This window comes from Epibacterium sp. MM17-32, assembly GCF_022348205.1.
GTDB lineage: Bacteria > Pseudomonadota > Alphaproteobacteria > Rhodobacterales > Rhodobacteraceae > Epibacterium.
Genome location: NZ_JAKRFC010000013.1, coordinates 38,336 through 60,019, shown reverse-complemented (window position 1 = coordinate 60,019; position 21,684 = coordinate 38,336). Strand labels below are relative to the sequence as shown.

General features: G+C 59.9%; 32 protein-coding genes. 9 read left to right on the top strand and 23 right to left on the bottom strand.

The window, feature by feature from the left end; all coding sequences use genetic code 11:
* Positions 1–2 precede the first annotated feature (2 nt).
* The 14 genes from MHM88_RS18025 to MHM88_RS17960 are packed head-to-tail and all read right to left on the bottom strand — an operon-like array spanning position 3 to position 10,399.
* Positions 3–416: a hypothetical protein gene (locus tag MHM88_RS18025; RefSeq protein ID WP_150282618.1), complete on the bottom strand. Its 414-nt coding sequence runs from the start codon at positions 414–416 to the stop codon at positions 3–5.
* On the bottom strand, positions 413–607 hold the full coding sequence (locus tag MHM88_RS18020) for a DUF4177 domain-containing protein (RefSeq protein WP_150282619.1): 195 nt from the start codon (positions 605–607) through the stop codon (positions 413–415). Before MHM88_RS18020 ends, MHM88_RS18025 begins: the two co-directional genes overlap by 4 nt.
* The gene (locus tag MHM88_RS18015; RefSeq protein WP_165198290.1) at positions 604–1,590 is read right to left on the bottom strand and encodes an ATPase, T2SS/T4P/T4SS family; all 987 of its coding nucleotides are present in this window, start codon (positions 1,588–1,590) and stop codon (positions 604–606) included. The genes MHM88_RS18020 and MHM88_RS18015 overlap by 4 nt, the downstream gene beginning before the upstream one ends.
* Before the next feature lie 4 nt (positions 1,591–1,594).
* Complete coding sequence (locus tag MHM88_RS18010; protein WP_163851994.1) at positions 1,595–2,974, bottom strand: TrbI/VirB10 family protein; 1,380 nt, start codon at positions 2,972–2,974, stop codon at positions 1,595–1,597.
* Positions 2,971–3,666, bottom strand: coding sequence for a TrbG/VirB9 family P-type conjugative transfer protein (locus tag MHM88_RS18005; protein ID WP_163851992.1), 696 nt, complete (start codon positions 3,664–3,666; stop codon positions 2,971–2,973). The genes MHM88_RS18010 and MHM88_RS18005 overlap by 4 nt, the downstream gene beginning before the upstream one ends.
* Positions 3,667–3,668: 2 nt before the next feature.
* Entirely contained in the window at positions 3,669–4,322 is a 654-nt protein-coding gene (locus MHM88_RS18000) for a virB8 family protein (protein WP_076981280.1), read from the bottom strand.
* Positions 4,323–4,338: 16 nt separating this feature from the next.
* Positions 4,339–5,148, bottom strand: a complete 810-nt coding sequence (locus MHM88_RS17995) for a type IV secretion system protein (RefSeq protein WP_163852064.1) — start codon at positions 5,146–5,148, stop codon at positions 4,339–4,341.
* Positions 5,148–6,302 (bottom strand): lytic transglycosylase domain-containing protein, encoded by a 1,155-nt coding sequence (locus MHM88_RS17990; protein ID WP_204318809.1) that lies wholly within the window; start codon positions 6,300–6,302, stop codon positions 5,148–5,150. The genes MHM88_RS17995 and MHM88_RS17990 overlap by 1 nt, the downstream gene beginning before the upstream one ends.
* On the bottom strand, positions 6,292–6,459 hold the full coding sequence (locus MHM88_RS17985; protein ID WP_170846621.1) for a hypothetical protein: 168 nt from the start codon (positions 6,457–6,459) through the stop codon (positions 6,292–6,294). Before MHM88_RS17985 ends, MHM88_RS17990 begins: the two co-directional genes overlap by 11 nt.
* Positions 6,456–8,846, bottom strand: coding sequence for a type IV secretion system protein B4 (locus MHM88_RS17980; RefSeq protein WP_239367951.1), 2,391 nt, complete (start codon positions 8,844–8,846; stop codon positions 6,456–6,458). Before MHM88_RS17980 ends, MHM88_RS17985 begins: the two co-directional genes overlap by 4 nt.
* Positions 8,821–9,099: a VirB3 family type IV secretion system protein gene (locus MHM88_RS17975; protein ID WP_239367949.1), complete on the bottom strand. Its 279-nt coding sequence runs from the start codon at positions 9,097–9,099 to the stop codon at positions 8,821–8,823. Before MHM88_RS17975 ends, MHM88_RS17980 begins: the two co-directional genes overlap by 26 nt.
* Complete coding sequence (locus tag MHM88_RS17970) at positions 9,092–9,385, bottom strand: TrbC/VirB2 family protein (RefSeq protein ID WP_163851989.1); 294 nt, start codon at positions 9,383–9,385, stop codon at positions 9,092–9,094. The genes MHM88_RS17975 and MHM88_RS17970 overlap by 8 nt, the downstream gene beginning before the upstream one ends.
* Positions 9,382–10,002, bottom strand: coding sequence for a lytic transglycosylase domain-containing protein (locus MHM88_RS17965; protein WP_163851987.1), 621 nt, complete (start codon positions 10,000–10,002; stop codon positions 9,382–9,384). The genes MHM88_RS17970 and MHM88_RS17965 overlap by 4 nt, the downstream gene beginning before the upstream one ends.
* A 43-nt stretch (positions 10,003–10,045) precedes the next feature.
* The gene (locus MHM88_RS17960; protein WP_163851985.1) at positions 10,046–10,399 is read right to left on the bottom strand and encodes a hypothetical protein; all 354 of its coding nucleotides are present in this window, start codon (positions 10,397–10,399) and stop codon (positions 10,046–10,048) included.
* A 224-nt stretch (positions 10,400–10,623) separates the two neighbouring features.
* On the opposite strand from MHM88_RS17960, the gene MHM88_RS17955 reads away from it, so the two are divergent.
* The 4 genes from MHM88_RS17955 (at position 10,624) to MHM88_RS17945 (ending at position 11,946) form a co-directional block, all read left to right on the top strand.
* Positions 10,624–10,863: a hypothetical protein gene (locus MHM88_RS17955; protein WP_204318811.1), complete on the top strand. Its 240-nt coding sequence runs from the start codon at positions 10,624–10,626 to the stop codon at positions 10,861–10,863.
* A 124-nt stretch (positions 10,864–10,987) separates the two neighbouring features.
* Positions 10,988–11,245, top strand: coding sequence for a helix-turn-helix transcriptional regulator (locus MHM88_RS17950; RefSeq protein WP_028284972.1), 258 nt, complete (start codon positions 10,988–10,990; stop codon positions 11,243–11,245).
* Positions 11,246–11,414: 169 nt separating this feature from the next.
* Positions 11,415–11,642, top strand: a complete 228-nt coding sequence (locus tag MHM88_RS23230; protein ID WP_058239122.1) for a hypothetical protein — start codon at positions 11,415–11,417, stop codon at positions 11,640–11,642.
* Between the two features lie 97 nt (positions 11,643–11,739).
* Positions 11,740–11,946 carry a hypothetical protein gene (locus MHM88_RS17945; protein ID WP_162797850.1) on the top strand — a complete coding sequence of 69 codons (207 nt, stop codon included), beginning with the start codon at positions 11,740–11,742 and terminating at the stop codon, positions 11,944–11,946.
* Here MHM88_RS17945 and MHM88_RS23225 read toward each other — a convergent pair.
* From MHM88_RS23225 to MHM88_RS17935, 3 genes are all read right to left on the bottom strand, one after another.
* Positions 11,850–12,188 (bottom strand): cytochrome c, encoded by a 339-nt coding sequence (locus MHM88_RS23225; RefSeq protein ID WP_370687511.1) that lies wholly within the window; start codon positions 12,186–12,188, stop codon positions 11,850–11,852. The genes MHM88_RS17945 and MHM88_RS23225 overlap by 97 nt on opposite strands.
* Before the next feature lie 245 nt (positions 12,189–12,433).
* Positions 12,434–12,901, bottom strand: coding sequence for a DUF411 domain-containing protein (locus MHM88_RS17940; protein WP_163852060.1), 468 nt, complete (start codon positions 12,899–12,901; stop codon positions 12,434–12,436).
* A 51-nt stretch (positions 12,902–12,952) separates the two neighbouring features.
* Complete coding sequence (locus tag MHM88_RS17935) at positions 12,953–13,297, bottom strand: helix-turn-helix transcriptional regulator (RefSeq protein ID WP_163852058.1); 345 nt, start codon at positions 13,295–13,297, stop codon at positions 12,953–12,955.
* Between the two features lie 56 nt (positions 13,298–13,353).
* Between MHM88_RS17935 and MHM88_RS17930 the strand changes: the two genes are divergently transcribed.
* Genes MHM88_RS17930 through MHM88_RS17915 form a run of 4 tightly spaced genes read left to right on the top strand, consistent with a single transcriptional unit; the run spans position 13,354 to position 16,630 of the window.
* Positions 13,354–14,202 (top strand): cation transporter, encoded by an 849-nt coding sequence (locus MHM88_RS17930; protein ID WP_037207713.1) that lies wholly within the window; start codon positions 13,354–13,356, stop codon positions 14,200–14,202.
* Complete coding sequence (lspA, locus tag MHM88_RS17925) at positions 14,199–14,708, top strand: signal peptidase II (RefSeq protein ID WP_058314162.1); 510 nt, start codon at positions 14,199–14,201, stop codon at positions 14,706–14,708. The genes MHM88_RS17930 and lspA overlap by 4 nt, the downstream gene beginning before the upstream one ends.
* Before the next feature lie 37 nt (positions 14,709–14,745).
* Positions 14,746–15,267 (top strand): TRAP transporter small permease subunit, encoded by a 522-nt coding sequence (locus MHM88_RS17920; protein ID WP_232279250.1) that lies wholly within the window; start codon positions 14,746–14,748, stop codon positions 15,265–15,267.
* A complete protein-coding gene (locus MHM88_RS17915; RefSeq protein ID WP_239367947.1) occupies positions 15,257–16,630 on the top strand; it encodes a TRAP transporter large permease subunit in 1,374 nt (457 codons plus the stop codon). The genes MHM88_RS17920 and MHM88_RS17915 overlap by 11 nt, the downstream gene beginning before the upstream one ends.
* Positions 16,631–16,849: 219 nt before the next feature.
* Here MHM88_RS17915 and MHM88_RS17910 read toward each other — a convergent pair whose 3' ends face one another.
* From MHM88_RS17910 to MHM88_RS17885, 6 genes are all read right to left on the bottom strand, one after another.
* Positions 16,850–17,545, bottom strand: coding sequence for a hypothetical protein (locus MHM88_RS17910; RefSeq protein WP_230802396.1), 696 nt, complete (start codon positions 17,543–17,545; stop codon positions 16,850–16,852).
* A 302-nt stretch (positions 17,546–17,847) separates the two neighbouring features.
* Complete coding sequence (locus tag MHM88_RS17905) at positions 17,848–18,210, bottom strand: STAS/SEC14 domain-containing protein (RefSeq protein WP_050532584.1); 363 nt, start codon at positions 18,208–18,210, stop codon at positions 17,848–17,850.
* Positions 18,182–19,147: a cation diffusion facilitator family transporter gene (locus MHM88_RS17900; protein WP_007803480.1), complete on the bottom strand. Its 966-nt coding sequence runs from the start codon at positions 19,145–19,147 to the stop codon at positions 18,182–18,184. Before MHM88_RS17900 ends, MHM88_RS17905 begins: the two co-directional genes overlap by 29 nt.
* Positions 19,137–19,700, bottom strand: coding sequence for a transglutaminase family protein (locus tag MHM88_RS17895; protein ID WP_007803479.1), 564 nt, complete (start codon positions 19,698–19,700; stop codon positions 19,137–19,139). The genes MHM88_RS17900 and MHM88_RS17895 overlap by 11 nt, the downstream gene beginning before the upstream one ends.
* Positions 19,701–19,769: 69 nt before the next feature.
* Positions 19,770–20,390, bottom strand: coding sequence for a cation transporter (locus MHM88_RS17890; RefSeq protein ID WP_239367945.1), 621 nt, complete (start codon positions 20,388–20,390; stop codon positions 19,770–19,772).
* An 82-nt stretch (positions 20,391–20,472) separates the two neighbouring features.
* Positions 20,473–20,901, bottom strand: a complete 429-nt coding sequence (locus tag MHM88_RS17885) for a helix-turn-helix domain-containing protein (protein ID WP_007803476.1) — start codon at positions 20,899–20,901, stop codon at positions 20,473–20,475.
* 213 nt (positions 20,902–21,114) lie between these two features.
* Here MHM88_RS17885 and MHM88_RS17880 point away from each other — a divergent pair, with 213 nt between their 5' ends.
* Positions 21,115–21,681, top strand: coding sequence for an SCO family protein (locus MHM88_RS17880; RefSeq protein WP_007803475.1), 567 nt, complete (start codon positions 21,115–21,117; stop codon positions 21,679–21,681).
* Positions 21,682–21,684: the final 3 nt, after the last annotated feature.

Here is a 21,684-nt window from a genome sequence, read left to right as displayed (position 1 = left end):
CCTTACCAATTGCCTGCGGTTTCGCAGATGGCTTTAGCCTCAAGGCGAACGTCGTTCGCGCGCTGATTGTAGGCGTCGGATGCTTCCAGCATTTTCCAGCGTTCGTCACTCGCGTGCTGCTCATGAAACTCCGCCTCGGCAGCGTCCCAAGACGGGAACCGGATTTCACAGTCGCAGCTTTCGGTCTCGATGATGCGCTCGAGATTCTGGGCGCGGTAGATATCCTGGACCAACACGCGTTGATAGGCTTGGCGCAGGGGTATTTCTTGCATCCAGTTGGGCTCAGCGGGTCGGTCCGGACAGACGTCAAAGCTGCGATCAAGGGTCGGCACCATATTGCGCTCGGCGAAGGCAGGGACAGCCAGTAGGCTCACGGCCAGCGCGACTAGCGCAAGGGTTAGCCGCGCCGGCTTCATTCCGTGGCTCCGATGATAGTGGTTTCGCGCTTCAGGAAAACTGTGTGGCCGACATTGGCGAATTCCGAGGAGCTGATCGACACGACCTCCCAGCCTTCGGCCCCCTTCGCGTTCAGGCTGGCCTGCATGTCGGTGAGACTGGTTTTTCGGGTCATGGGAAAGGACAGGATGTCGTATTCAAATGTCTTCATCGGGAAGTTCCAATCTCAGTTGCGCCGGGGAGGTAAAATTCGGTGATGCCGCGCCGGCCATCGTGGCGACCGGCCTGGATGATCACATCGATGGAGTTTTCGATGTACTGGATCATGTCGGCATAGGTCATCGGGATCTCGGTCTTGAGTGCGGCGATGGCCAGACGCTGCACGGCAAGTTGCGGGGTTTCGGCGTGCAGTGTGGTCATGGACCCACCATGGCCAGTGTTGATCGCCTCGAGGAAGGTCATGGCCTCTTTGCCGCGCACCTCGCCCAGGATGATCCGGTCGGGGCGCATGCGCAAGGTTGCGGTGAGCAGCACATCGGCGGTCTGGAACTCCGCATCGCGATTGGCGATGAGGGTCACGGCATTGGGCTGGGTCGGCAGAAGCTCGGCGGCTTCCTCGATGGTGACGATGCGTTCCTCGGATGGCACGTGCGAGAGGATCTTGCGCGCAGCCACGGTCTTGCCGGTGGAGGTGCCGCCAGAGACGATCATGTTAAGCTTGTTGGCGACGCAAAAGGCCAGCGCATCGTCGATCACGCCCGCGGCCACCACTTCGCGCAGTTCGTGGGTTTTCTCGAGGCGGAGTTCTTCAAGCTTGCGTTCCTTGCCAAAGAGGAAATCAAGCGCAAGCCCGTCAAGCGGCAGGCTTGAAAAGAACCGCAGGCTGATCGACATGGCCGAGAGCACGGCGGGCGGGGTAATGACCTGTGCTCGGATCGGGCGACCCTTGTAGGTGATCGAGACCGAGATGATGGGGCGGTCCTTGCTCATCGTGGTGTTGGCGGAGGAGGCGATCTGGTTGCCGAGGTCTTTCACTTCGGTTGCAGTCAACGCCTGGTCCAGCTTTCGCATGAAATGATCGCCCTGGAATTCGCCCCAGCAGGAGCCGTCGGGGTTGATGCAGATCTCGATGACATCGTCGCGGGCGGCGGCTTCGATCCGGTCGAGGGAGGTTTCGAGATAGCTCAGCGACATGGGCTCAGAATATCTCCAGATCGCGGTCGACCATCACCGTGACGCGCGCGCCCTGGTCGACATAGATGACGGGGCCGATGGAGAGATAGTCGCCAATCACGCTGTCCGTGGCATCCGCTAGATCATCGCCCACGTCTTCGAGCACGTCCGCGGCTGTTTCGTCCTGGACATTTGCGGCGGCGGCGCTTGGTGCGGCGGAGATCAGTGAAATCAGCGCTGCCGAGCCAAAGCGCTCATCAAAGCGCGTATCGACAAAGCCAGTCACACCTGAACGCCCCAACTCATCACCCCCGAAGGAGCTGATCTGGACGGTCTGATTATCGGGCAGGATGATCCGGTCCCATGCGATGGTGACGCGGCGCTGCGCGATATCAACGCCCGAACGATACCGCCCGATGAGGCGGGATCCACGCGGGATCAAGAGCCGAGAACCGTCGAAACTGAACACATCTTCAGAGACCACGGCACGGGTCTGGCCGGGCAGGGAGCTGTCGAGGGCGGTTTCCATTACGGCCTGGATCATCGTGCCCTGAATGATGGTGTTGGACGGGTTGGCAATGACCTCTGCCTGTGTGACGGACGTGGGCAACGCACCGTTCAGCACGAAATCCGTCACCTCGCCAAAAGTGCGTTCGGTCAGAGCCGTTTCATTCGCTCCGGACGTGCCGCCAAAGGCGATGGTGGGTGAGGTGATGCGCCGCTCCTGGAAGGCGCGCTCTTCGGCCGCGCGGCGTTCGAGCTCAGCCAGACGTCTGGCCTCTTCTTCGCGGCGCAGTCGTTCTTGCTCGCGTTCGCGCAGCTCATCTTCCGTGGGGCCCACTGGCGCGGGTTGCGGTCGGCTGGCCTCGAGTTGGGCCAGTTCCAGATCCATGCGGAGTTGCTCAAGGCTGCGATCCCGCGCCGTCAGTTCGTCCTGAAATCGTTGCTGTGCGGCTTCCGAGGCGGCTTGCAGCGCCGCGATCTGAGCGGTCAGCGCATCGATCGCCTCTGCGGCGGCGGTGTCTTCCTCGACGACCGGTTCGGGGGCGTTGCGCAATTCCTCGATCTGGGCCTGCAGGGCGGTGATCTGCGCCAGAAGCTCCGCGTTGGGCTCGACGGGGTCTGGTCCGACGAACACAACCTCGGGCTCGGGCGGGGGCAAGGTCTCGATAGCGCCAAAGCCATCCCCTTCGTTTTGGAAGACGTCCGGAGTGGCCGTCGGCAAGGCTTCCTCTTCTTCGGGCTGTGAGAGGAGATAAAGCAGGGCACCACCCGCGCCGATGACGAGGACCACGATCAGCGCGAGAAGGGGCGACCGGCGCTGCGCCGCCGTGGGCGCGCGGGCACTGCCTTTCTCAAGGGCGGCGAGGCGTTTTTCCAGCTCGGTGTTCTCGGTATCGCTCATGAGGCGGCCTCCGCGGGCGGGATCGCCTCGATGCAGACCACCTCTTCGCCAAGTCGCAGGACCCATTGGCGGTTCACGCCGCTGACGCGGATCACGCCGTCTTCAGGGGTTTGCGTGTTGACCGTGCGCTCGCGGCCGCCCGCGTAGCGGAAGATCGCGGGCACAGGCGCGTTTCTTGGAAACGCGAAATACGTGAACGTCCCGTCATCCCAGATGCGCGTTGGCGTGAACTCGGTCCGCGCGCTGGCGCCGTAATTGTAGTTCGGCGCTTGGGCGGCGATGGCCCGGGTCGGGCGCGCATCGTCCTCCGGATAGCGGAACTGCACCACGTAGAAGGTTGGGCTGCGGGTCTCCTGGACGTTGAAATAATAGCTGCGGCGGTTGGTATAGACGGTCACATTGGTATGCACCCCGCGCGCCACAGGCTTGATCGCGAAGGCCTGACCGCCCGGGACGCCGTCGATCTCGAACCCTTCCGTGTCGCCCGCGATGATCGAGCGGATGCTTTCGCCCTCGCCGAACTCGATGCTGGTGACATGGGTGAGCGACACGTTGAGACGGTAGACCTGACCCTCCTGGTAGGTGGCCAAGCGCACCCGGCTGTCGTTGGGACCGCCACGCGGGATGGCTTCGGCAGAGGCGAGGCCGGGCAACAGGGCAATGACAAAAATAAGCGATCTTATAAACAACAACGTCAGTTCTCCAATCTGTCGGAGCGGATGGAATATTCGAGGACGGTGAAGCCGAATGGATTGGTCCAGACCTCGTCGATGGAGCGGCGGGTCTCTGGGCGGAACTCGAAGAGAAGCGTCGCAGTGAAGAGGCCGGTCTGGGTGCCGTTAATGGACGTCAGGCGCTTGCGCAGGCGGACCGTCGCGCGGTTGGTTCCGATCCGGTTGATGCTGAGGATCTCCACGTCGAGCCGAGCATTGGGGCCATAGACCGTCGGCGGGTAATTCTCGTTGGCGCTGTTCCAGATCTGGCGCAGCCCGCTCTCGGCAGCTCCGTCCGAGCGGCGCAGGACGCTGCGGATGCGCAGATCGTTGTCGAGCTGGTTATAGACCTCCCGGTCGGTCACATAGCGGAACACCTCCGCCTCGATGATCGCCTGGTTGGCGGTCACCGAGGAAGCGCCCACCGAGGCTTCGGGGAGTGCAAAGCCGGTGGCGGGATCATAGGGGACAACGACGGGGGGCGGATCGACATCTAGGATCGAGACAGCTGCCGCGCTCAGACAGCCGATGATGCCGAAGACAAGGCCTATCAGGCCAAGACGCTGCCAAAGCCGTTCACGGCGCAGGGCACCGTAGACCAGTTCTTCCTCGATGATCTCTTGTTCACTCGCCACGCGTCACACCCCGCACTCACTCGGCCCGCAGCTCGGGCAGAGTGAAATCCATGAAGCGCTGCTCCTCGGCGATGGTGGCGGCATCGATCACGCCGCCGGTGCCATCGCCCACGGTTTGAATCGCTTCCAGCTGCCACATCGCCACGAGGGCGATGGCCAATTCAGCTGTCACGCGCGTGTTGAGATCGACGCTTTGCTTGAGCTCTTCCATGTCGTCGATGAGCCCGACAAGGCGGTCGACCCGCTCGAGCGACTGGCCGGCATCTTCATAGCTGTTCTGGGCGGCGGCTGAGACGAGCGCGCCGGTTGTTGCCTGCGTCGCCACGCGGTTGGCCCCGGGATTGCCGCTGGTGGCCATTTCCGAGAGCGTGTCTTCATCGAAGCCGAGATCGGCCAGCACCCGGTCCATCTGGGTTTCGATTTCGCCTGCGCCAGAGCCGGACAGGCCGGAGAAATCCCCAGTCTTGATCGCCTCAATCGTGGCGAGGATGTCCCCGAACTCCTGGTCGAGCAGGCCATTGAGTTCGTCTTCCATCTCGGTGCGAATGATTTCTGGAAGCTCGGCGAGGCGGGTGAGGGCCTCGTAGGTTCTTTGCAGCTCCGCGAGTTGATCCGTGAGTGTGGCAAGCTGTTCGCGGAGCTGCGTCAGCTGCTCGTTTTGCAGGATCTCGTCTTCGATCATCTGCCGGAGCTGCTGGATGTTTTGCGCGATGTTCTGGGTATCGACGACGGGCACGCCTTGTGCTGAGACAGGGGGTAGGGCGCTGAACTGCAAGCCAATGCCAAGTGTCGTGGCCAAAGCTGTCCTCAAGAGCAGATGTCCCATCATTCAATCTCCCTGATCGTAAAATCCATGAACGCGCCTTCGGCCATGCGGGCGCTGGCCTGGGCCAGCTCTTCGGCGGAGAGTACGCGGGTGCGTGCCGCCTGAAGCCGGATGCGGGCGGCCACGAGACGCACGAGTTCGGCGCGGGCATAAGTGTTGAGCGCAACGCTCTCCTGCACATCCTCGGTCTCGGAAATCCGTTCGACGATATCCGCAATACGCAGGGCGGCTTGCCTGATCGCGGCGGGTGAGTTGTTGCCATAGAAGGCCGCGCCGTGCCCAGTGAGCGAGAGGTTGGCATTGGCCAGAAGCGCGGGGTCGATCGTGCCAAGCGCTTCGATCCCGCCGATACGGGTCAAATAGAGGTTATAGCGTTCGGGGATCACCTGGACGTAGTGCTGGGTCTCGCGAAAGGGCGGAACGCCGCCATACTCGAAAACCCGGCCGGGTCCGGCGTTATAGGCCGCGAGGGCGTTGATGATGTTGCCATCGAATGTGTTGAGCTGGGTCGCGAGGTAGCGCGCGCCGCCATGCACCTGCAGATAGGGGCTGTCATAGTATTCCGGGTTGATGCCGAGATCGCTGGCGGTGCCCGGCATGATCTGGGTGAGGCCATAGGCGCCGACGGGAGACCGTGCACCGATCGCAAACCGGCTTTCCTGCCAGATCAGCGCTTGCAGCAGCGCGCGCCATTGGACGGGGGAGAGCCCTGCGCGGCCAACACCCGCAAAGCCGCTGGTTTCCTGGGCGACGCGGATGATGAGCTGCTCGATGTTCTCGGCGGCGTCGCCGAACATCTGCGCACCGCCGGGATTGGGGTCGATCTCGCCCGTGCCATAGACGGCTTCCACGGCGCGGTCGGGATCGCCGCTGCCGCTTTCCAGCCCCGAGACCATAGCCGGCAAGCCCTGACCGCCGAAGCTGGTCTGGGCATCGAGGATGCGTTGCAGGGTTTCCAGCTGCTCCCGTTCGATCTCGGCGATGAGTTCGCGCACGGAAAGCTTGTCGGCCTGGATCGCGAGGTCTGCCTCGCGATCGCCAGTCTCGACGATATCACGCGCGGTCAGCCCACTGTCATTGGTCGGCACGCCCTGAGACAAGGCGAGACCTGGCAGCAGGCAAAGCGCTAGGATATGAGGCAGGCTAGACTTCAATGTCCCCCTCCGGGGTGCCAAGGGGCGTGAAGTCACAATCAGGCGCGACGGGTGCTGTGGACGCAAGGAACGTGAAGCAATTGGCCTGCGGCTCCCGATACTGGGTGCAGGAGGCCAGCGCGCCGAGCGCAGCCAAAGCGATAAGAATACGGATCATGAAAGCCTCCAAAAATCTGGGCGGTCGCGGTAATCGGCGCCGACGAGCGCCTCGCCTTTCTCCATGCCGCCGAGGATGGTGAGATTGGGCCCGAGAGCACTGAGATCGGCATCGACCACGATCGAGCCCTGATCGTCGCGGATCAGTGCGAGGCGGCTGTTGCTGCCCGTGTTGAGAAGGACGTCGAGCTCCTTCTCCGTGAGGTTCAGCATGGCGTAGTCCGCAGGCTGCGCGCGGATATTGGGCAGCAGGATCTGCGTCGGAACGGCTTCGACGATGGTCTTGCCGGTCCGGGTGCGCTCAAGCTGGCTGGCATATTGCGTCATCATCACCGCGACGGTGTTCTGCTTGCGCGCAGTCACGAGCCAGTTCGACAGCCGTTCGGCGAAATATGCGTTGTCGAGCGCCTTCCAGGCCTCGTCGATCACGATGATGGTGGGGCGGCGGTCCTCGATCTCGCGCTCGACCCGGCGGAAAAGATAGGAGAGAACAGCCATCCGCTCCTTGTCGGCCTCGCTGTCGAGAATGCCGGTCAGATCGAAGCCCACCACATCGCCTTTGAGCGAGAACGTGTCCTCGAGGTTCTGCCCGAAGATCCAGCCGTAGCGGCCGTCTTCGGTCCACTCGAGCAGGCGCTGGTGCAGATCGCCGCCATCATCTGTGGACACAAAAAGCGATGCGAAATCCCGCCAGTTCCGCAGGGCCGGATTGGAGGCCTGGGCATTCTGGCGCACGACTTCCTGGATGCGGTTGGTCTGCGCCGGGGTCAGGGGTTTGTCGGCGCGGTAGAGCAGCGTTGTGAGCCAGTCCGAGAGCCAGGCGGTGCCACGACTATCGGTTTCAGTCCAAAGGGGATTGAGACCCGTGGGCTGACCGGCGTTCAGGGATGCGTAGCGCCCGCCATTTGCGCGCACCGCCATCTCTATGCCGAGGCGGTAGTCGAAAACGAAGATCCGCGCGCCTGCGCGGCGGGCCTGGGTCATCAGGAAGGCCGAGAGTACCGACTTGCCCGACCCCGGCCGCCCCATGATCAGGGTATGCCCGCTGGTCGGTTCTTTGTCCGGGCTGCCTTGCTCGTGATAGGAAAACCGGTAGGCGCTCTGCTCCGGCGTGGGCAAATAAGTGACGACCCGGCTCCATGGGGTTTTCGCGGCGGGTTTGCCGAGCTGTGTCCGGTGAAAGGCCGCAAAATCCGCGAAGTTGCGATTGGTGACGGCGCTCGCGCGGACACGCTTGGGTTGGTTGCCGGGATGTTGGCTGAGGTAATGTGCTTTTGATGCGACCCGCTCGCCGATCATTTTCACGCCCTCGGTCGCGGCGGCGTTCACGATCTCCGCGCTGAGGGTTTGCAGCTCTTCGAGCGTTTCGCAGAAGAGCGTCACGACCATATGGTGTTCGCCGAAGCTTTGGCGCTTGGCCTCGAGATCATCGGCGGCGATGTCGAGGGCTTCCATGAGCGAGAGGGCCGCGTCCTGGCTGGCCTGCATCTGGCGCTTTTGCCGCTTGATACGGCCCGCCATGAGGTTCGAATTGATCGGCGTGAAGGAGTGCGTCACGATCATGTCGACCGGCAGGTTCAGCATGTCGAACATGGTGCAGGAGGTGCCTTCCGAGTATTCCCCGATGGTGAAACTCTTGCCGTAGCGATGCCCCACGACGCCTTCCGAGAGCTCGAAATGATCGCCATGAAACGTCACGCGGGTATTGGCGACGTTGACGGACAAAAAGCCGTAGGTGTTTGCCGGGTAGAGCGGCAGCTCGGTGCCCGTGTTGAGCGCGCCCAAAAAGCCCACCAACTCTCCCGATCCGGCTGACAGCAGGCGCGGCTTGAGCTCGGTAAGCCCCGAGAGGAAGACGTTCACGGCCTCACCGAGGCGCTGCAGGCGTTTGCGGGTCTCCTCCTTCAGTCGGTCCGGCGCGCTGCGGCTCAGGAACGGCAGGAGGCTTTTCGGAGGCGGGCGGTGAATGACGGTGAGCGTCAGCGTCTTGTCGCGCAGCCCGCTGGTCTCGAGTTTCGCGCGCCAGCGCCGGTCGACTTCTCCCGCGAAGCTGTCCTCACGGATCGGGTCGAGATCAGGTTTGATGGCCTTGGAGACCTTGTGGAGGTAATAGCTGAATTCCGGCCCAAGTTGCGCGACGATGCGGGCAAAGAGCGCCGTCACCTTGTCGAGATAGGTATCGTCGGTCGTGTAGCTGTTGATCCCCTCGAGCCGGATACACCGGAAGAGCTCGTTCACCCGGGTCCGCACGGTTTGGTCGTCGACGAGGCTCACATAGGGCAGCATATGCGCGAGCCGGGTTTCTCGGGAATACCAGTCCGGCGTCAGGGTGCGGGGATCGAGCGTTTCGTCCAGGGCTTCATTATGGCGTATAGCTGTCCCCGCCATGGATGCTTCTGTTCCGCGTGGGCGGCGTCTCCTGCAGTGCCGTCATCATCACGTCGATGAAACGCGGGTCCCAATCCGCGGCCTTCCAGAGCACCGGATAGAGCAGGGCGGCGAAACCCAGCACCGCGATGTGCTGGACCCAGACGAACAAGAGCACCGAACCGAAGAGCCAGACCATCGCGTACATGATGGGCAGGCCCAGAAGCTTCGGCGGGCGCACGAGGCCGAGAAAGAGAGGCGCGCGCTCAGCCACCGGCAAAGACCGCGGCAACGATGGTGGGGGCGGCGGCAACACCAGCGATGCCCACGAGGACCCAGAGCGCCTGGCGCAGATCGATGATGTTGAAGAACCAGCTGAGAAAGACCCCGAGAACGGCAAGCGTCGCGATGACAACGCCAAGTGGGCCGGTCAGCGCATCGACGATGCCCTGTAACAGGCTCTGGATCGGGGAGAGATCAATGCTCTGGGCGAGGGCGGGTTCGGCAATCAGCAGGAATAGCGCCAGCGTGGCGACAAAGAGGTTTGAAATCTGTTTCATGAATTTGATCCTTCCAATCGGGCCACGACGGCCATGACGCGGGCCACGTGGTTCTGGGTTTCTCGGTAGGGGGGAACGCCGCCATACTGGCGGACCGCATCGGGTCCGGCGTTGTAGGCAGCCAGCGCAAGATGCGGATCGCCGAAACTCTCCAGCATCATGGCAAGGTAGCGGGCGGAGCCGTCGAGGTTCTGCAGCGGATCACGCGGGTCGACGCCCAGATCACGCGCCGTCGCTGGCATCAATTGACCAAGGCCAATGGCACCTGCACTCGAGATCGCATCCTGCCGGTAGGCGCTCTCAACCTCGATATTGGCGCGATAGAGCGTCAGCCAATCCGTCACGGAAAGCCCCGCGCGACGCAGGCCGGGATGGCCGGCATAGCGCAAGGCCGTGGTCTGAATCCCGGAGAGGACATCGGCGCGGGGCAGGGGAGCGGGCCGCGAGAAGGCTGCAAAACGCAATGCGTCAGGTTCAGTATCGGGTTCATCTTCACCGAGGATCGCTAGCTCATCAGCAGCAGACCCCTGACCTATGCCGTCATTGTAGTTGCGGGCAAAACTGTCCTGAGACCGGGATGGGGTCAGAGAGCCGTCGCTCTCCATGACCAGCACCATCTGTGCCGAGGTTGGCGCGGCCAGAAGGCTGAAGAGAAGAAGGCTAGTCGCTGGCGCGCTTGTCGGTGGCCGCCAGCTTATGCGAAGTCCGTTGGCCTTCTTCGAGTGGCACATCGGCATGGGAGAACCCGATGCCAATGAGGAAGGAGACCACGCCAGTGATCGTCTTGAACTCGCGGATCTTGATGTCGTTGTAGGTTGTTCGTGTGCGGGCGGTGACCAAGAGCTTCTCAATACCTTCGTCAGACACGGCACGCATGATCCAGACCCCGTAGTAGCTCGGGCCCTTCTTGTGTGCCGATTCCTGGCACAGGATTTCTGCGCTATAGCCACTTTCCACGAGTTCGCGGAAACGTGCTTCCGTAACCACATTTGGTGCTTCGATGTCCCAGTTCATGGCCCGGCTCACGCTTTCTTCAAACACGCAACAACCGGGCATTCCCACTTGAAGCCCAGAGTTACGATAGTATATTATTAATCGCAAGATATATTGCGACAGATACGGCTGTATCTCGGTTACACAAACACTAGGCACGGCCAATGGAGTCTATCAAGGAAAATAGGGGTTTCAGAAACCTGTGGTTGAGCCGGTGGGTGAAGATACAGGCTGTGGCCTTGCTGATGCTCGCTCCGGTCGCAAGCGAGGCCGGGTCATGCCTCGCCCCGGTCCAGCCGTTCGTTCCAAGCGATTCGCAGGCCGCTCGGGATTATGCCGACATCATCCGACGGGACTTTGAGGTCTACATAACGGACATTCAGGACTACTTCCGCTGCCTCGAGCAGGAGCGCGCGCGCGCCTTCGAAGAAGCCCGCGAAGTCAGTCAGGACTACGGTCGGTTTCTGGAACTGGTGGGGGATTGATGGGCGATTGGGTGTGCATCAGACTTGCAGCCCATGGAAACCAGACGCCGGTAACACCCTCAAATATCTACTTTTTAGATAACAGATTTCATCCGCTAGCGACGTCACAAAAGGTATGTGACGCGTGGCAAAGACAATCAGAACAAATGGCCAGTTGGCGCTCGTCCGTGCGTTGGTTGATGCACGTCAGAATGCGGGTCTCAGCCAGCAGCAGTTGGCGGCGAAGCTCAAACGCCACCAGTCGTTTGTGGCACGTCTCGAAAGCGGCGAGCGTCGTATCGACGTCGTGGAGTTTACAGTTCTGGCGAGGGTTATCGGCTTTGATAAAGATGAAGTCCTGTCGATTGTCGAAGCCGCCACGGAGCCCGACCACAGGATATGAAGCCAATGAATTGTTGAGAACGCGGAAACCCATTTTCCCGGTCTGATGATCATTCCCTCATCGAGGACCAGGTAGCCAAAATCAACGAAGTCCGGCGCGCGGTCGTAGTGAACGCTCTGCAACCCCACGCCGCAATTCGCAGCGCCACAGTGCAGGAAGTCAGTAAACAGTGAACGATGATAGGGGTGAGGGCGTCGCGATCGCCAATCTGATCGGGACCGATGGGTGCAGTGTTGTTGGTTGGGTTTATCGTTGGAGTACAGGCTCACATGCGGTGATGTGGGACGTCCAAGGGCCCCAGCCGGTATCGGAAACCCGGCCGGATATAAGTGACGAACAGAAGCAAGAAATCGACTTCGATGCGCTCACGCGGATTCGAAAAAGTGACAGTGGATAGGATTCTCACGCAGCCGCCAGTTCATATTGATGGAAAGGGTCTGCGAGCGTACCGGTCATTTGAGCTGATGGCAGCGAAGGTCTCGAAGGAGCCCAGAGTGAGCGATGCTGCGCGCTCCACCAATGTCAGTTTTGGTGGTGATCGGCGAAATTGTGTATTTTTGGAAGCACCGCCAAAAGCTCTACAAAGTGTTCGCGGTGCGCGGTATCACGGGAACCCCGCACGCATGTATGCGATGATTTTCCAGATTTCTTCTTCAGTCAGCGCTTCCCTGAAGGCTGGCATTTCTGTTCCGAAGCGCTGACCGCCCTCAGAAATTGCCCAGAGCAGATACTCGTCTCCCGACATCGGCATCTGAACAAACCATCTAAGGAGAGCCGGAGAAGGCACGAGAGACCGACCGGCCTCACCATCCCCGAGACCCTCGGCTCCATGACAACTTGCGCAGTTCGCTGTGTATAGCGTCTGGCCTTCCGCGATAACTTCAGGCGTCGCGCGAATAGTGTTCCGAGCACCCCGATAAGCTGCGGGCACGCCCTCGTTCATGTAAGTCCAGTGTCGTTGCATGCGCTGCTGCTGGCCTGGTCCCATGTTTCCGTGCCCCCAGCCAGGCATGCGTTCAGACCACATGTGGCCCGGTCCCATCGGCCCGTGGCCCCACCAATCGCCTCGTTGCTGCTGTGCGACGGCCACAGTGGCAATGATGACAAACACCGCGCCCAAACCCATAAATCGTAGTCTATGCTGTGTCATCGTCTTCTCCCTATTATTTCTGATCGTCTAATTTCACCTCAGGCTGCGTCATAACTCGTGAACACTTCGGTGCTACCGTCGCGCCGGATCAGGAATACTTCGTAGGCTTCCCGCTGATCTTCCGGCCCCATTCCGGGTGATCCATAGGGCATGCCTGGAACGGCGAGACCGACTGCATCTGGACGTTCGTCCAGAAGGCGACGGATGTCTGCAGCCGGCACATGGCCCTCGATCATGTAGCCATCGATCTCGCCCGTGTGGCACGACATCATGTCTTGAGGGATGCCATTGTCCAACTTGTGCCGAACCAGCAGAGTGCCAAAGCTGCGCTCCTCGGTTACACGAAAGCCTTCCGCTCGAAGAATATCGACCCAAACCCGGCAACAGCTGCAATTCGGGTCCTTAAGAACGTGGATCGACGGAGCTCCCTGCGCAATCGCGGCGAAGGGTGCAATGATGGTAAGACCTACAGCGGCTATAATAATTTGACGGCGCGTTACATCAATATCAGTCGTCCTTTAGCTCTGTCCTAGTCTATTTCATCGCTTAGTGGCTGCTTATCTCCCGCGATAGTTGTCGCAGGACTCAACGCCCCCTGCGACCACATCGAGAAGTGCGTCCACATCGCTCAACAGCGTTGCGATACGTGCGCTACTGATACGGTAGCGGATGAAGCGCCCATCTCGGTCGCTGTTAACTAGCCCGCACTCCAACAAGCATCGCAAGTGGTTGGATACGTTTGGTTGTGATAGTCCCGTACGCTCGACGAGTTCGTGAACAACCAGCGGCTCCCCGCACAGCGCGCCGAGAATAGACAAGCGGCTTGGGTCGGCAAAGCCGCGAAATAGTTTTGCTCGTTGTTCAATGGTACCGACCTTGCGGTCCACAACGATCTGCGTCATATCATTGCTCACTGATATATTATCCTTTGATCCACTTTAGCAGGAGAACTGCGATCATGGCCAACGCAGAAAGCGCGATAGCAGATATCCCATCCTTTCGTTACCGCGTTTCCGGCATGGATTGCGCCAAGGATGCCGCCCAGATCGAGCGGGCGGCGCAATCTGCGGGTATCGCGCCTGACGCCGTGAAAGTGTCTACTGCAACGCACATAATGACTTTGACAGCTCCCGAAGCGCGCTTGCCGGAAATTGAAAAAGCCGTCGAGACAACAGGGTATGGGTTTGACCGCATCGAGAGCGACGAAGATATTCAGCAAGGTGCGGCCCATCAGGACCCTGGCTATCGCCGCGCGCTCTGGATCGTTGTGATCCTGAATGTTGGTTATGGCGTTCTTGAAATGATCGGCGGGTTCATTGCCGGATCACAGGCCGTGAAGGCCGACGCGTTGGATTTCATCGGCGACGGCGCAATCACCTTCCTCGGCCTGTTGGCCATCGGCTGGAGCCTCGCTTGGCGAGCGCGGTCGGCCCTGATCCAGGGCATCTTCCTCGGCCTGCTTGGTCTTGGAGTCTTTGGCACGACCATCATAAGGGCATTCGAGCCGACAACCCCAGACGCCACTTTGATGGGGATTCTGGGCCTGATTGCTCTTGTGATAAATGTCATCTCCGTGCTGCCGTTGCTGCGGTACCGCAAGGGCGACGCGAACATGCGCGCTGTCTGGCTGTTCTCGCGCAACGACGCCATCGGCAACGCCGCAGTCGTTATCGCCGCCGGGCTGGTGGTTTGGCTAGGCAGCGCATGGCCCGATCTCATCGTAGCCTTCGGGATCGCCGGACTGTTCCTGCACTCGTCATGGGCGATCATCCGCGACGCGCGGGCCGATCTGAAGGCGGTGGCATGAACAGCCGCGTTCTCGGTGGGCTTTGCGCCATCGCCGCGTTTGGTGTTGATCAGGGCACCAAGGCTCTTGCCCTGAACTCCCCGGCGCTTGAGAACGGGGTCGAGGTTCTGCCCTTTCTCAACCTCGTGCGGGTTTTGAACGATGGGGTCAGCTTCGGTATGCTCGGCGGGGTCGTACCCTGGTGGGGTCTGGTCGCACTTGCTGCCGTGGTCGTGGCATGGCTGCTGATCTGGCTGTGGAAGGCTCCGGACAGGCTGACAGGTGCGGCGCTCGGTCTGATCATCGGAGGCGCGCTTGGCAATATCCTTGACCGTCTGCGCTATCAGGCCGTCCCTGACTTTCTCGACTTCCATTACGGGTCATACCACTGGCCGTCCTTCAACTTGGCTGACGTGGCGATCTTTTGTGGGGCAGCATTGCTGTTCTGGGACAGCTTTCGCACCTCGAAAGTCAGGCCGGAAAATCGGGAACAAGACAATCGCAAGGGAGATGTCACGGGGGGATAACAGCTAACAGGCAAAGAACTTTGGGAGGGAATTCGGCTTGAGATTTTTGGATTGGATTGACCGTGGCATTCGCGGCATCGGCGTCGTGACTGCGTGGCTGACAGTTGTTTCGATTGCTGCTTATGGCGCGCTTCAGATGCTGGATCGCAAGCTACAACTTGGCGTGTCGAGCTATTTGCCGGACCTGTCCACGTCACTGCTGTTCATCCTAATTTTCTTGACCTTTGGGTATACCTATCTGCGCGACGGTCACGTGCGCGTTGATGTTCTTCGCAGACATTGGTCCGCCCGCCGCATTGCTTGGATCGAACTGATTGGCGGCCTTTTTGTCCTTCTGCCGCTCGCCGCCATCCTGACCTATTACGGATGGGACGGTTTGATGCGCACCACGAAATACGCGGAAACCCAGTTGTGGGCACAACGCATTGCCGGGGTCATCGGCCCCATCTTGCTGGCTCTTGCCGGGATGATCGTAGCCCTTCGCAACATCGCCTTTCTGACAGGGAGACGTGCGCAAGGTGCACCGGAACAAGCAAGCGGCCTGCACAATGGTGAATGAGGTCCTCACGGTTGCCATGCTTGTCGTGATGGCGATTGGGGTTTTCAGTGGCTTTCCGGTGGCGCTGGTGCTCGCGGGGACAGGCTTCTTGGGGTTTGTCGCTGCGGTTTGGGTGGGGATCACTGATTTTCAGCATCTGGGGCTGATCTACCTGCGGGCCCGTGGTGTACTGACCAATGAATCAGTCCAATTCACCAGCGTTCCAATGTTGATTTTTCTTGGCCTGATCCTGAATGCCAGCGGGATTGCCGAAACCATGTTTCGCTTGCTGGGGCGTCTTCTGACAGGCGTTCCCGGTCGCTACGCCATTGCGACTTTGCTGATCGGCCTCGTTCTTGCGCCCGCCGCCGGGGTGATCGGTGCTTCCGTCATAACTGTGGCGTTGGTGGCCTATGCCCCGATGATGGCGTCGGGCTACGCACCGCGAACCGCAGGAGGCGCTGTCGCAGCTTCTGGAGCATTGGGTGTCGTGTTCCCGCCAGCCGTGATGCTGTTCTTCATCTCGAACGTGTTCTATCTGCGCATCGGATTGATGTATGTGGCCCTCATCGTACCTGTGCTTCTGATGGTCATGGCCTTCGCGGTCTACTTTGCGGTCACCTTGAGAAAAACGGTCGAAATCCCGCTGGACACACCCAAGACCAATCTTGTGTCAGACCTCTTGTTTGTACTCGCGTCTGTCGCGGTCATCGCATCCATTCCGCTCAGCATCATTCTGGGCTTTGCGACACTAACAGAGGCGGCTGGAGTAGGGGTTTTTGGCGCGCTATTGGTCGCGCTGGCGCGAAAGCGCTTGTCTTTCTCATCGTTGAACTCTGTCACGGTGCAGACAAGCACGATGACGTCGATGGTCTTCTTCATCGTATTGGGCGCATCGGTATTCTCGCTCAGTTTCCACCTGGTCGGTGGACCGGACGTCATCTTCGAGTGGATATCCGCATTCGATCTCACCCGGTGGGAACTGTTGGCGATCCTCCTTGGCGTGATCATCATACTTGGGTTTGTTTTTGACTGGATCGAGGTGCTGCTGGTCTTTGTACCCGTACTGATGCCGATTATTTCAGAGCTCGACTTCGCAGATCACGTCGGCTCTGCCTACTTTGCGCAGATCTGGATCGCTGGCCTGATTGCGTTGGCCTTGCAAACGTCCTTCCTGACGCCTCCTTTCGGCTATGCCCTGTTCTTTGCCAAGATGGCCGCACCGAAGGGTATCAATCTGTCTGATATCTATCGCGGAGCGGTACCCCTTGTTGCCATTGAGATTGCATTGATCGCGGCGCTGATCTCGTTTCCTCAGCTTATCACTTGGCTGCCCGAAATGGCCCTTGGGGATGCCGATGCGCCGCAATTGATACAGCGGTGAGTGATGTAGCCTGCAGCGGGGGAAAGCATTCCCTTGTGGGTTCTCTAGGTTTAACCGTTTTTTCGGATTGAGCTGAAGCGGCCACTGGCGCAGCCGCAGCGAAATGGTGCTTAGTCCGCTCTCCGGACAAACGCACCGAAAGCAGCGAAGGGCCGGTATTTGAACAACTCAGCACGCTAAAATTCTCGCAGCATGATGGCAAAGCTGTCTTTGTCAGCGCTAGTAGTTCACCTGTTCGAAGCCGTAATTGCCCTCATAGTCACGCCAATCGACGAAGACAGATCGGTGATAGATACCCGGGCAATTCTGGCCCCAACGTTCAAGTCCCACATGGGCCTCGGGCAGGGCAGTTATGGAAGATCGCTGCCATGAGAAATCGCCTTGGGTCCCGTAGGTGCCGAGGACCACGGTCGCGCTTCGGTTACAATCCCCATCGCGCCCGGACTCGTGCTGTCGTGCATACCGTACATCGAAGACGCGGATGGACCGCACGAAATTGAACTCTGGCCCGCTGATATCGATGTCCGCGCGGTCCTGAACAAGCCGAAGGGTGAAGTCTGTGGGAACGAGATTATCTACTGGCAAGGATTGGAGCGGTCGACGGTTGTCGGTCCGGTACAAGGCTTCAATTATGCGGTCAGCGTTGTTTGATTGCCGATCGCTCTCATAGGACGCGCCCATGGGACAGCGCCAGATTTGCAGCGGCGGTTCCACTGGCCAAGGCGTAATCCGCCGGATGAACTCGGCGCGGGCTCGGGCGCAAGGGACGGAAGCGGGCCAGCCGCCAGACAGGCACAAGAGGATCGCGCAATCGATCGGGTAGGTCTGCGCGCGGGCGGGTGCCGGCAGCGAAAAGCTTGTCACGGCCAAAGCGACTGCGACCGAGGGGAGGAGCTTCTTGAGTAAATGGCGCATACTGGGGGACCTCCGTGAGAGGAGTTCAGCATACATACGATAATATACTATCGCAACGAAAAATATAAAGCCGCATAATGAAGTTTATGTTAACCAACTGGCGCCCTGAGCCGCTAAAACATTACGATTTGATAATGCCCCGGCAAGGGCAGTGCCACCGTACCAAAGTTACTCCTTTGCGAAAGGAGCGACCATGTTCAGAACTTTCGGATTGCTCTTGGGTCTCGCAACTGCTGTAGTTCTTTTGTTTATGGTTTCGAACAGATGCTGTCTTCTGCGAAGGCATCTGATTGAAAGCTACTCTACCTTTCACTTGCCCAGGCGATTGCCGCCTTCATTTCCGCCGGGTCGAACTGACGGAGTTCTGCCGTGGTCAGCACGTCGGCGAACCTGGTTCCCCACTCCAACAAAGCCCCTTCGCCCACCACAGCGACGCGGCGGAAGTCATTCCTATGGGCTGTGTCGATTTTCAGATCTTCGAGCAGAGCGGACGGCCCATCGTAGCCTTCGAACCTCGTGAGATCGAGAACCAGGCCGGGCTTACTTGTCTCTTGCAGGCGCTCATGAAGCAGGGCGTGCATCCGTTTCAGGTCGCTTTCGCTGAGCTTGCCCTCGCAGGCGAGGCCAATCGTGTCGTCATGAGCTGTCAGTGTCTCGGTGAACATGGTTTTCCTCCTCTTTTTCCGGTTTGCCGTGACCGTAAAGGTCAGCGTTTTCGTGTGCGCGGTCTTCGTGCTCAAATTCCAGACTCGAATGACCGATGCTGAAATCGTCCTTCAGCCGGTCCTTGATCGCGGCCTTGATCTTTTCGATTTGACCCCAGCCGTCCGCTGTCAGCACGACGTGGCAGTCCAGAGCCGCCTCGTGCTCCTGCATCTGCCACAGATGCACGTGATGAACGTCCGCGACACCATCCACACCCCGCATCGCCTGAACGACGGTTTCATTATCGATGTCCGGTGGACTGCCGAGCATCAGCGTCCGAATCGGACCGCCGATCTCGGTAAATGCGAGGTAGAGGATGTAGAGAGCGATGCCGATGGTGATCGCCGGGTCGACCCACCGCATGTTGTAGAGGAGGATGAGCGAGCCGCCGATGATGACCGCCACGGAGGCCAAAGCGTCCGATAGGTTGTGCAGGAAGAGCGCACGGATGTTCACGCTGCCTTTCTGCATCGAATAGGTGAGCAGCGCCGTCAACGTGTCGACGACCAGTGCCACACCGCCCAGGATCACCACCGTCCAGCCCTGTACCTCTGGTGGGTCGATCATGCGCATGCCACCCTCGTAGATCAGGTAGAAGCCGATCAGGATAAGTGTCGTGTAGTTGATGAGCGCTGCGACGATTTCTACCCGCCCATAGCCGAAGGTCATGCGCTTGTCCGCCGGGCGGCGAGCGATCTTACGCGCGAAGAAGGCGATCACCAGCGACGCCATGTCCGAGAAATTGTGGAGGGCATCCGCGATCAGCGCGAGGCTGCCGGAAAGGATTCCGCCGACGATCTGCGCGACCGTCAGGAGGCCGTTGGCCCAGATGGCGATGGAGACGCGACGATCACCGGATTGAGGATCGATGTGGGCGTGGCCGTGATCATGCGGCACGGTTCGTCTCCTCATGGCGGTGGTTCGGCCGATCGAATCCGGGGACCGGCGGCAAGATTCCGCGGCGGATGCGGCGAACCCTGGCATTCATCCAGTGACGGATGACGTGGCGATAGAGCAAGTCGCGCACAAATCCGAAGTTCTGGCGGTGATTGACCCATCCGTCGCCCAAGTCCACCTCTACCCAGGAGTGGAGGATTTCGGACGGCGCGAGGGGATAGACGAGTTCCGGAACGACGCCTCTCTGAAGCGCCTTGTGGATTGTGAACCCGTGCAGTCGGCAGCGAACTCCCACGCCACGCAGCAGGGCCATGAGGAGCGTGCCCTTGGTGTTGCACTGCCCGTGGCCATCTGCGAGGACCTCGGACGCCGGAATGTCGTCGGCGCGGTTGTAGCCGAAGGTAATCTCGTTCCTGACGAAATCGTAGATGGCCCCAATTCGGTCGTCGCTGGGAAGGTCTGCCCAGCCGCGCTCCTCGATCAGTTTTGCAATTGAGGTCGCGTCAAAATCCAGCAGCCGGGTTTTGGCCAAATGAGGGTCGGCGGGGTTCACGGGATATCTCCTCGAATCGTTCACGAGAATATGTAGTTGCTACAGTCACTGTAGCTTCAAGCCCCGATTTCAGGCCGAGTCCTTGGTTACCTGATCGTCATTGTGCACCGCCTTGTGGTGTTCACCATGCGCGTCTCTCAGGATTCCGACGCCACCCCAGGCCGCGATGCCGGCGACAATCACGCCCACGACAAGGTCCGGCCAATTCGTTCCGAGCCAGGCTACGAGCCCGCCTGCGACGACGATTCCGAGATTGGCCGCGAAGTCGTTCCAGCTGAACGTATTCGCCGCTCGGATGTTTACGTCTGGATCGCGAAGCCGTGCCAGCAGCCAGACGCAAAGTGCGTTGATGGCCGCCGCTACCAGCGCCATGACAATCATGATCGTGCCAAGAGGATCCGATCCGCCGACGTAGCGGCGCCACGCGTCATACAGGATTCCAAGGGCGAAGAGGATCAGCAGGCCGCCCGAAACGTTCGCCGCTCCGCGCTTCCACTTGGCGGAGCGGGACAGCGCGAAGAGGCTGATCGCGTAGACGAAACTGTCCGACAGATTGTCGAGGCCATTGGCGATAAGCGCGCTTGACTCGCCGAATGCGCCCGAGGCGAAGAAAGCGACTGCCAGCCCGGTGTTGAGACCCAGCACGATCCAGAGTGTGCGTCTTTCCGTTGCGTTTCTCTGCTCCGCCATGCCGGGTATCCAAATTAGTGAATTGCCAATGAGTAACTAACACCGGGCTTTTTGCGTTCCGATCAAAGGTCGTCGAAATTGCTCAGGCGCCGATCTCTTCATGGTCGGTCAGGCATTCGGAATGGTCGCGCAGTACCTCGAGCACACGGCAATCAGAAGTCTGTCCGCCGCTGCACTCATGCACCATCCGCTTCAATTCCGTCCGCAGCGCCTCGAGCCGCGCCAATCGTTGCTCGACCTGTTTGAGTTGCCGACGGGCTATTGCATCCGCCTCAGCGCAGGACTTTCCCGGATGATCGCTGAGATCGAGGAGCTCACGGATCGCGTCCAACGAGAACCCCAGTTGCCGTGCGTGCCGGACGAATGACAAGCGGTCGAGTTCGGCGTCGCCATAGCGTCGTTGGCCCCCCTCGGTCCTGCCGGGCTCAGGCATAAGTCCGATCTGCTCGTAATACCGGATGGTCTGCACCTTTGTTCCGGTCTTCTTCGCCAGCGTCCCAATCGTCAGCATTTCCGCTCCCCACATTACCTACAGTGGGTGTAGCTTTATGCGGTGCGCATCACAAGCTTCACCCGAGTTTCACAGATCGGTGATTGTTGGCCGATCGATGACAATCACGCTTGAACCTACAGTAGCTAGAGGATGTAAACGCACACAAAATATAGAATCAGGTTCGGGCGGAGCGGCGTGAGGCTTTCAGGTCTTCAGAAGGTATTGTGGGTGTTGGCGGGCGCGGCGGCGTTCGTTTTCATCTGGCTGTTGCTATGGTCCGACTACCGTGCCGATCTTGCCCGCACCGAGAGTGAACCACCGTTTCTTGCTGATTTCGAACTGACCGATCATCGCGGCATGGTCCAAACGGACGAAGATTTCGCAGGGCGCTGGATGCTGGTCTTCTTTGGCTTCACCAATTGCCCCGACGTCTGTCCGACAACACTGTCCGAAGTCGCGGCCGTGATGGAGGGCCTGGGCGATGAGGCAGCAATGGTTCAGCCGATTTTCATAACGATTGATCCGGAGCGGGATACGCCGACTGCACTTGCCGAGTATGTGCCCCTGTTCGACGCAGGGATCATCGGGCTGACCGGTACACCGGAGCAGATCGCCGCGACATCCGAAACCTTTCCGATATTCTTTGAGCGGATCGAGCAGGCGACTGCGCCGGGCGGATACACGATGGGTCACACGTCGCATCTTTTCCTTTTCGACACGCAAGCAGGCTTCGCGGACTCCTGGCCCTACGGCACGCCCGCCGAAGAGATCCTCGCCGATCTGAGACAGAGGATCTGATCG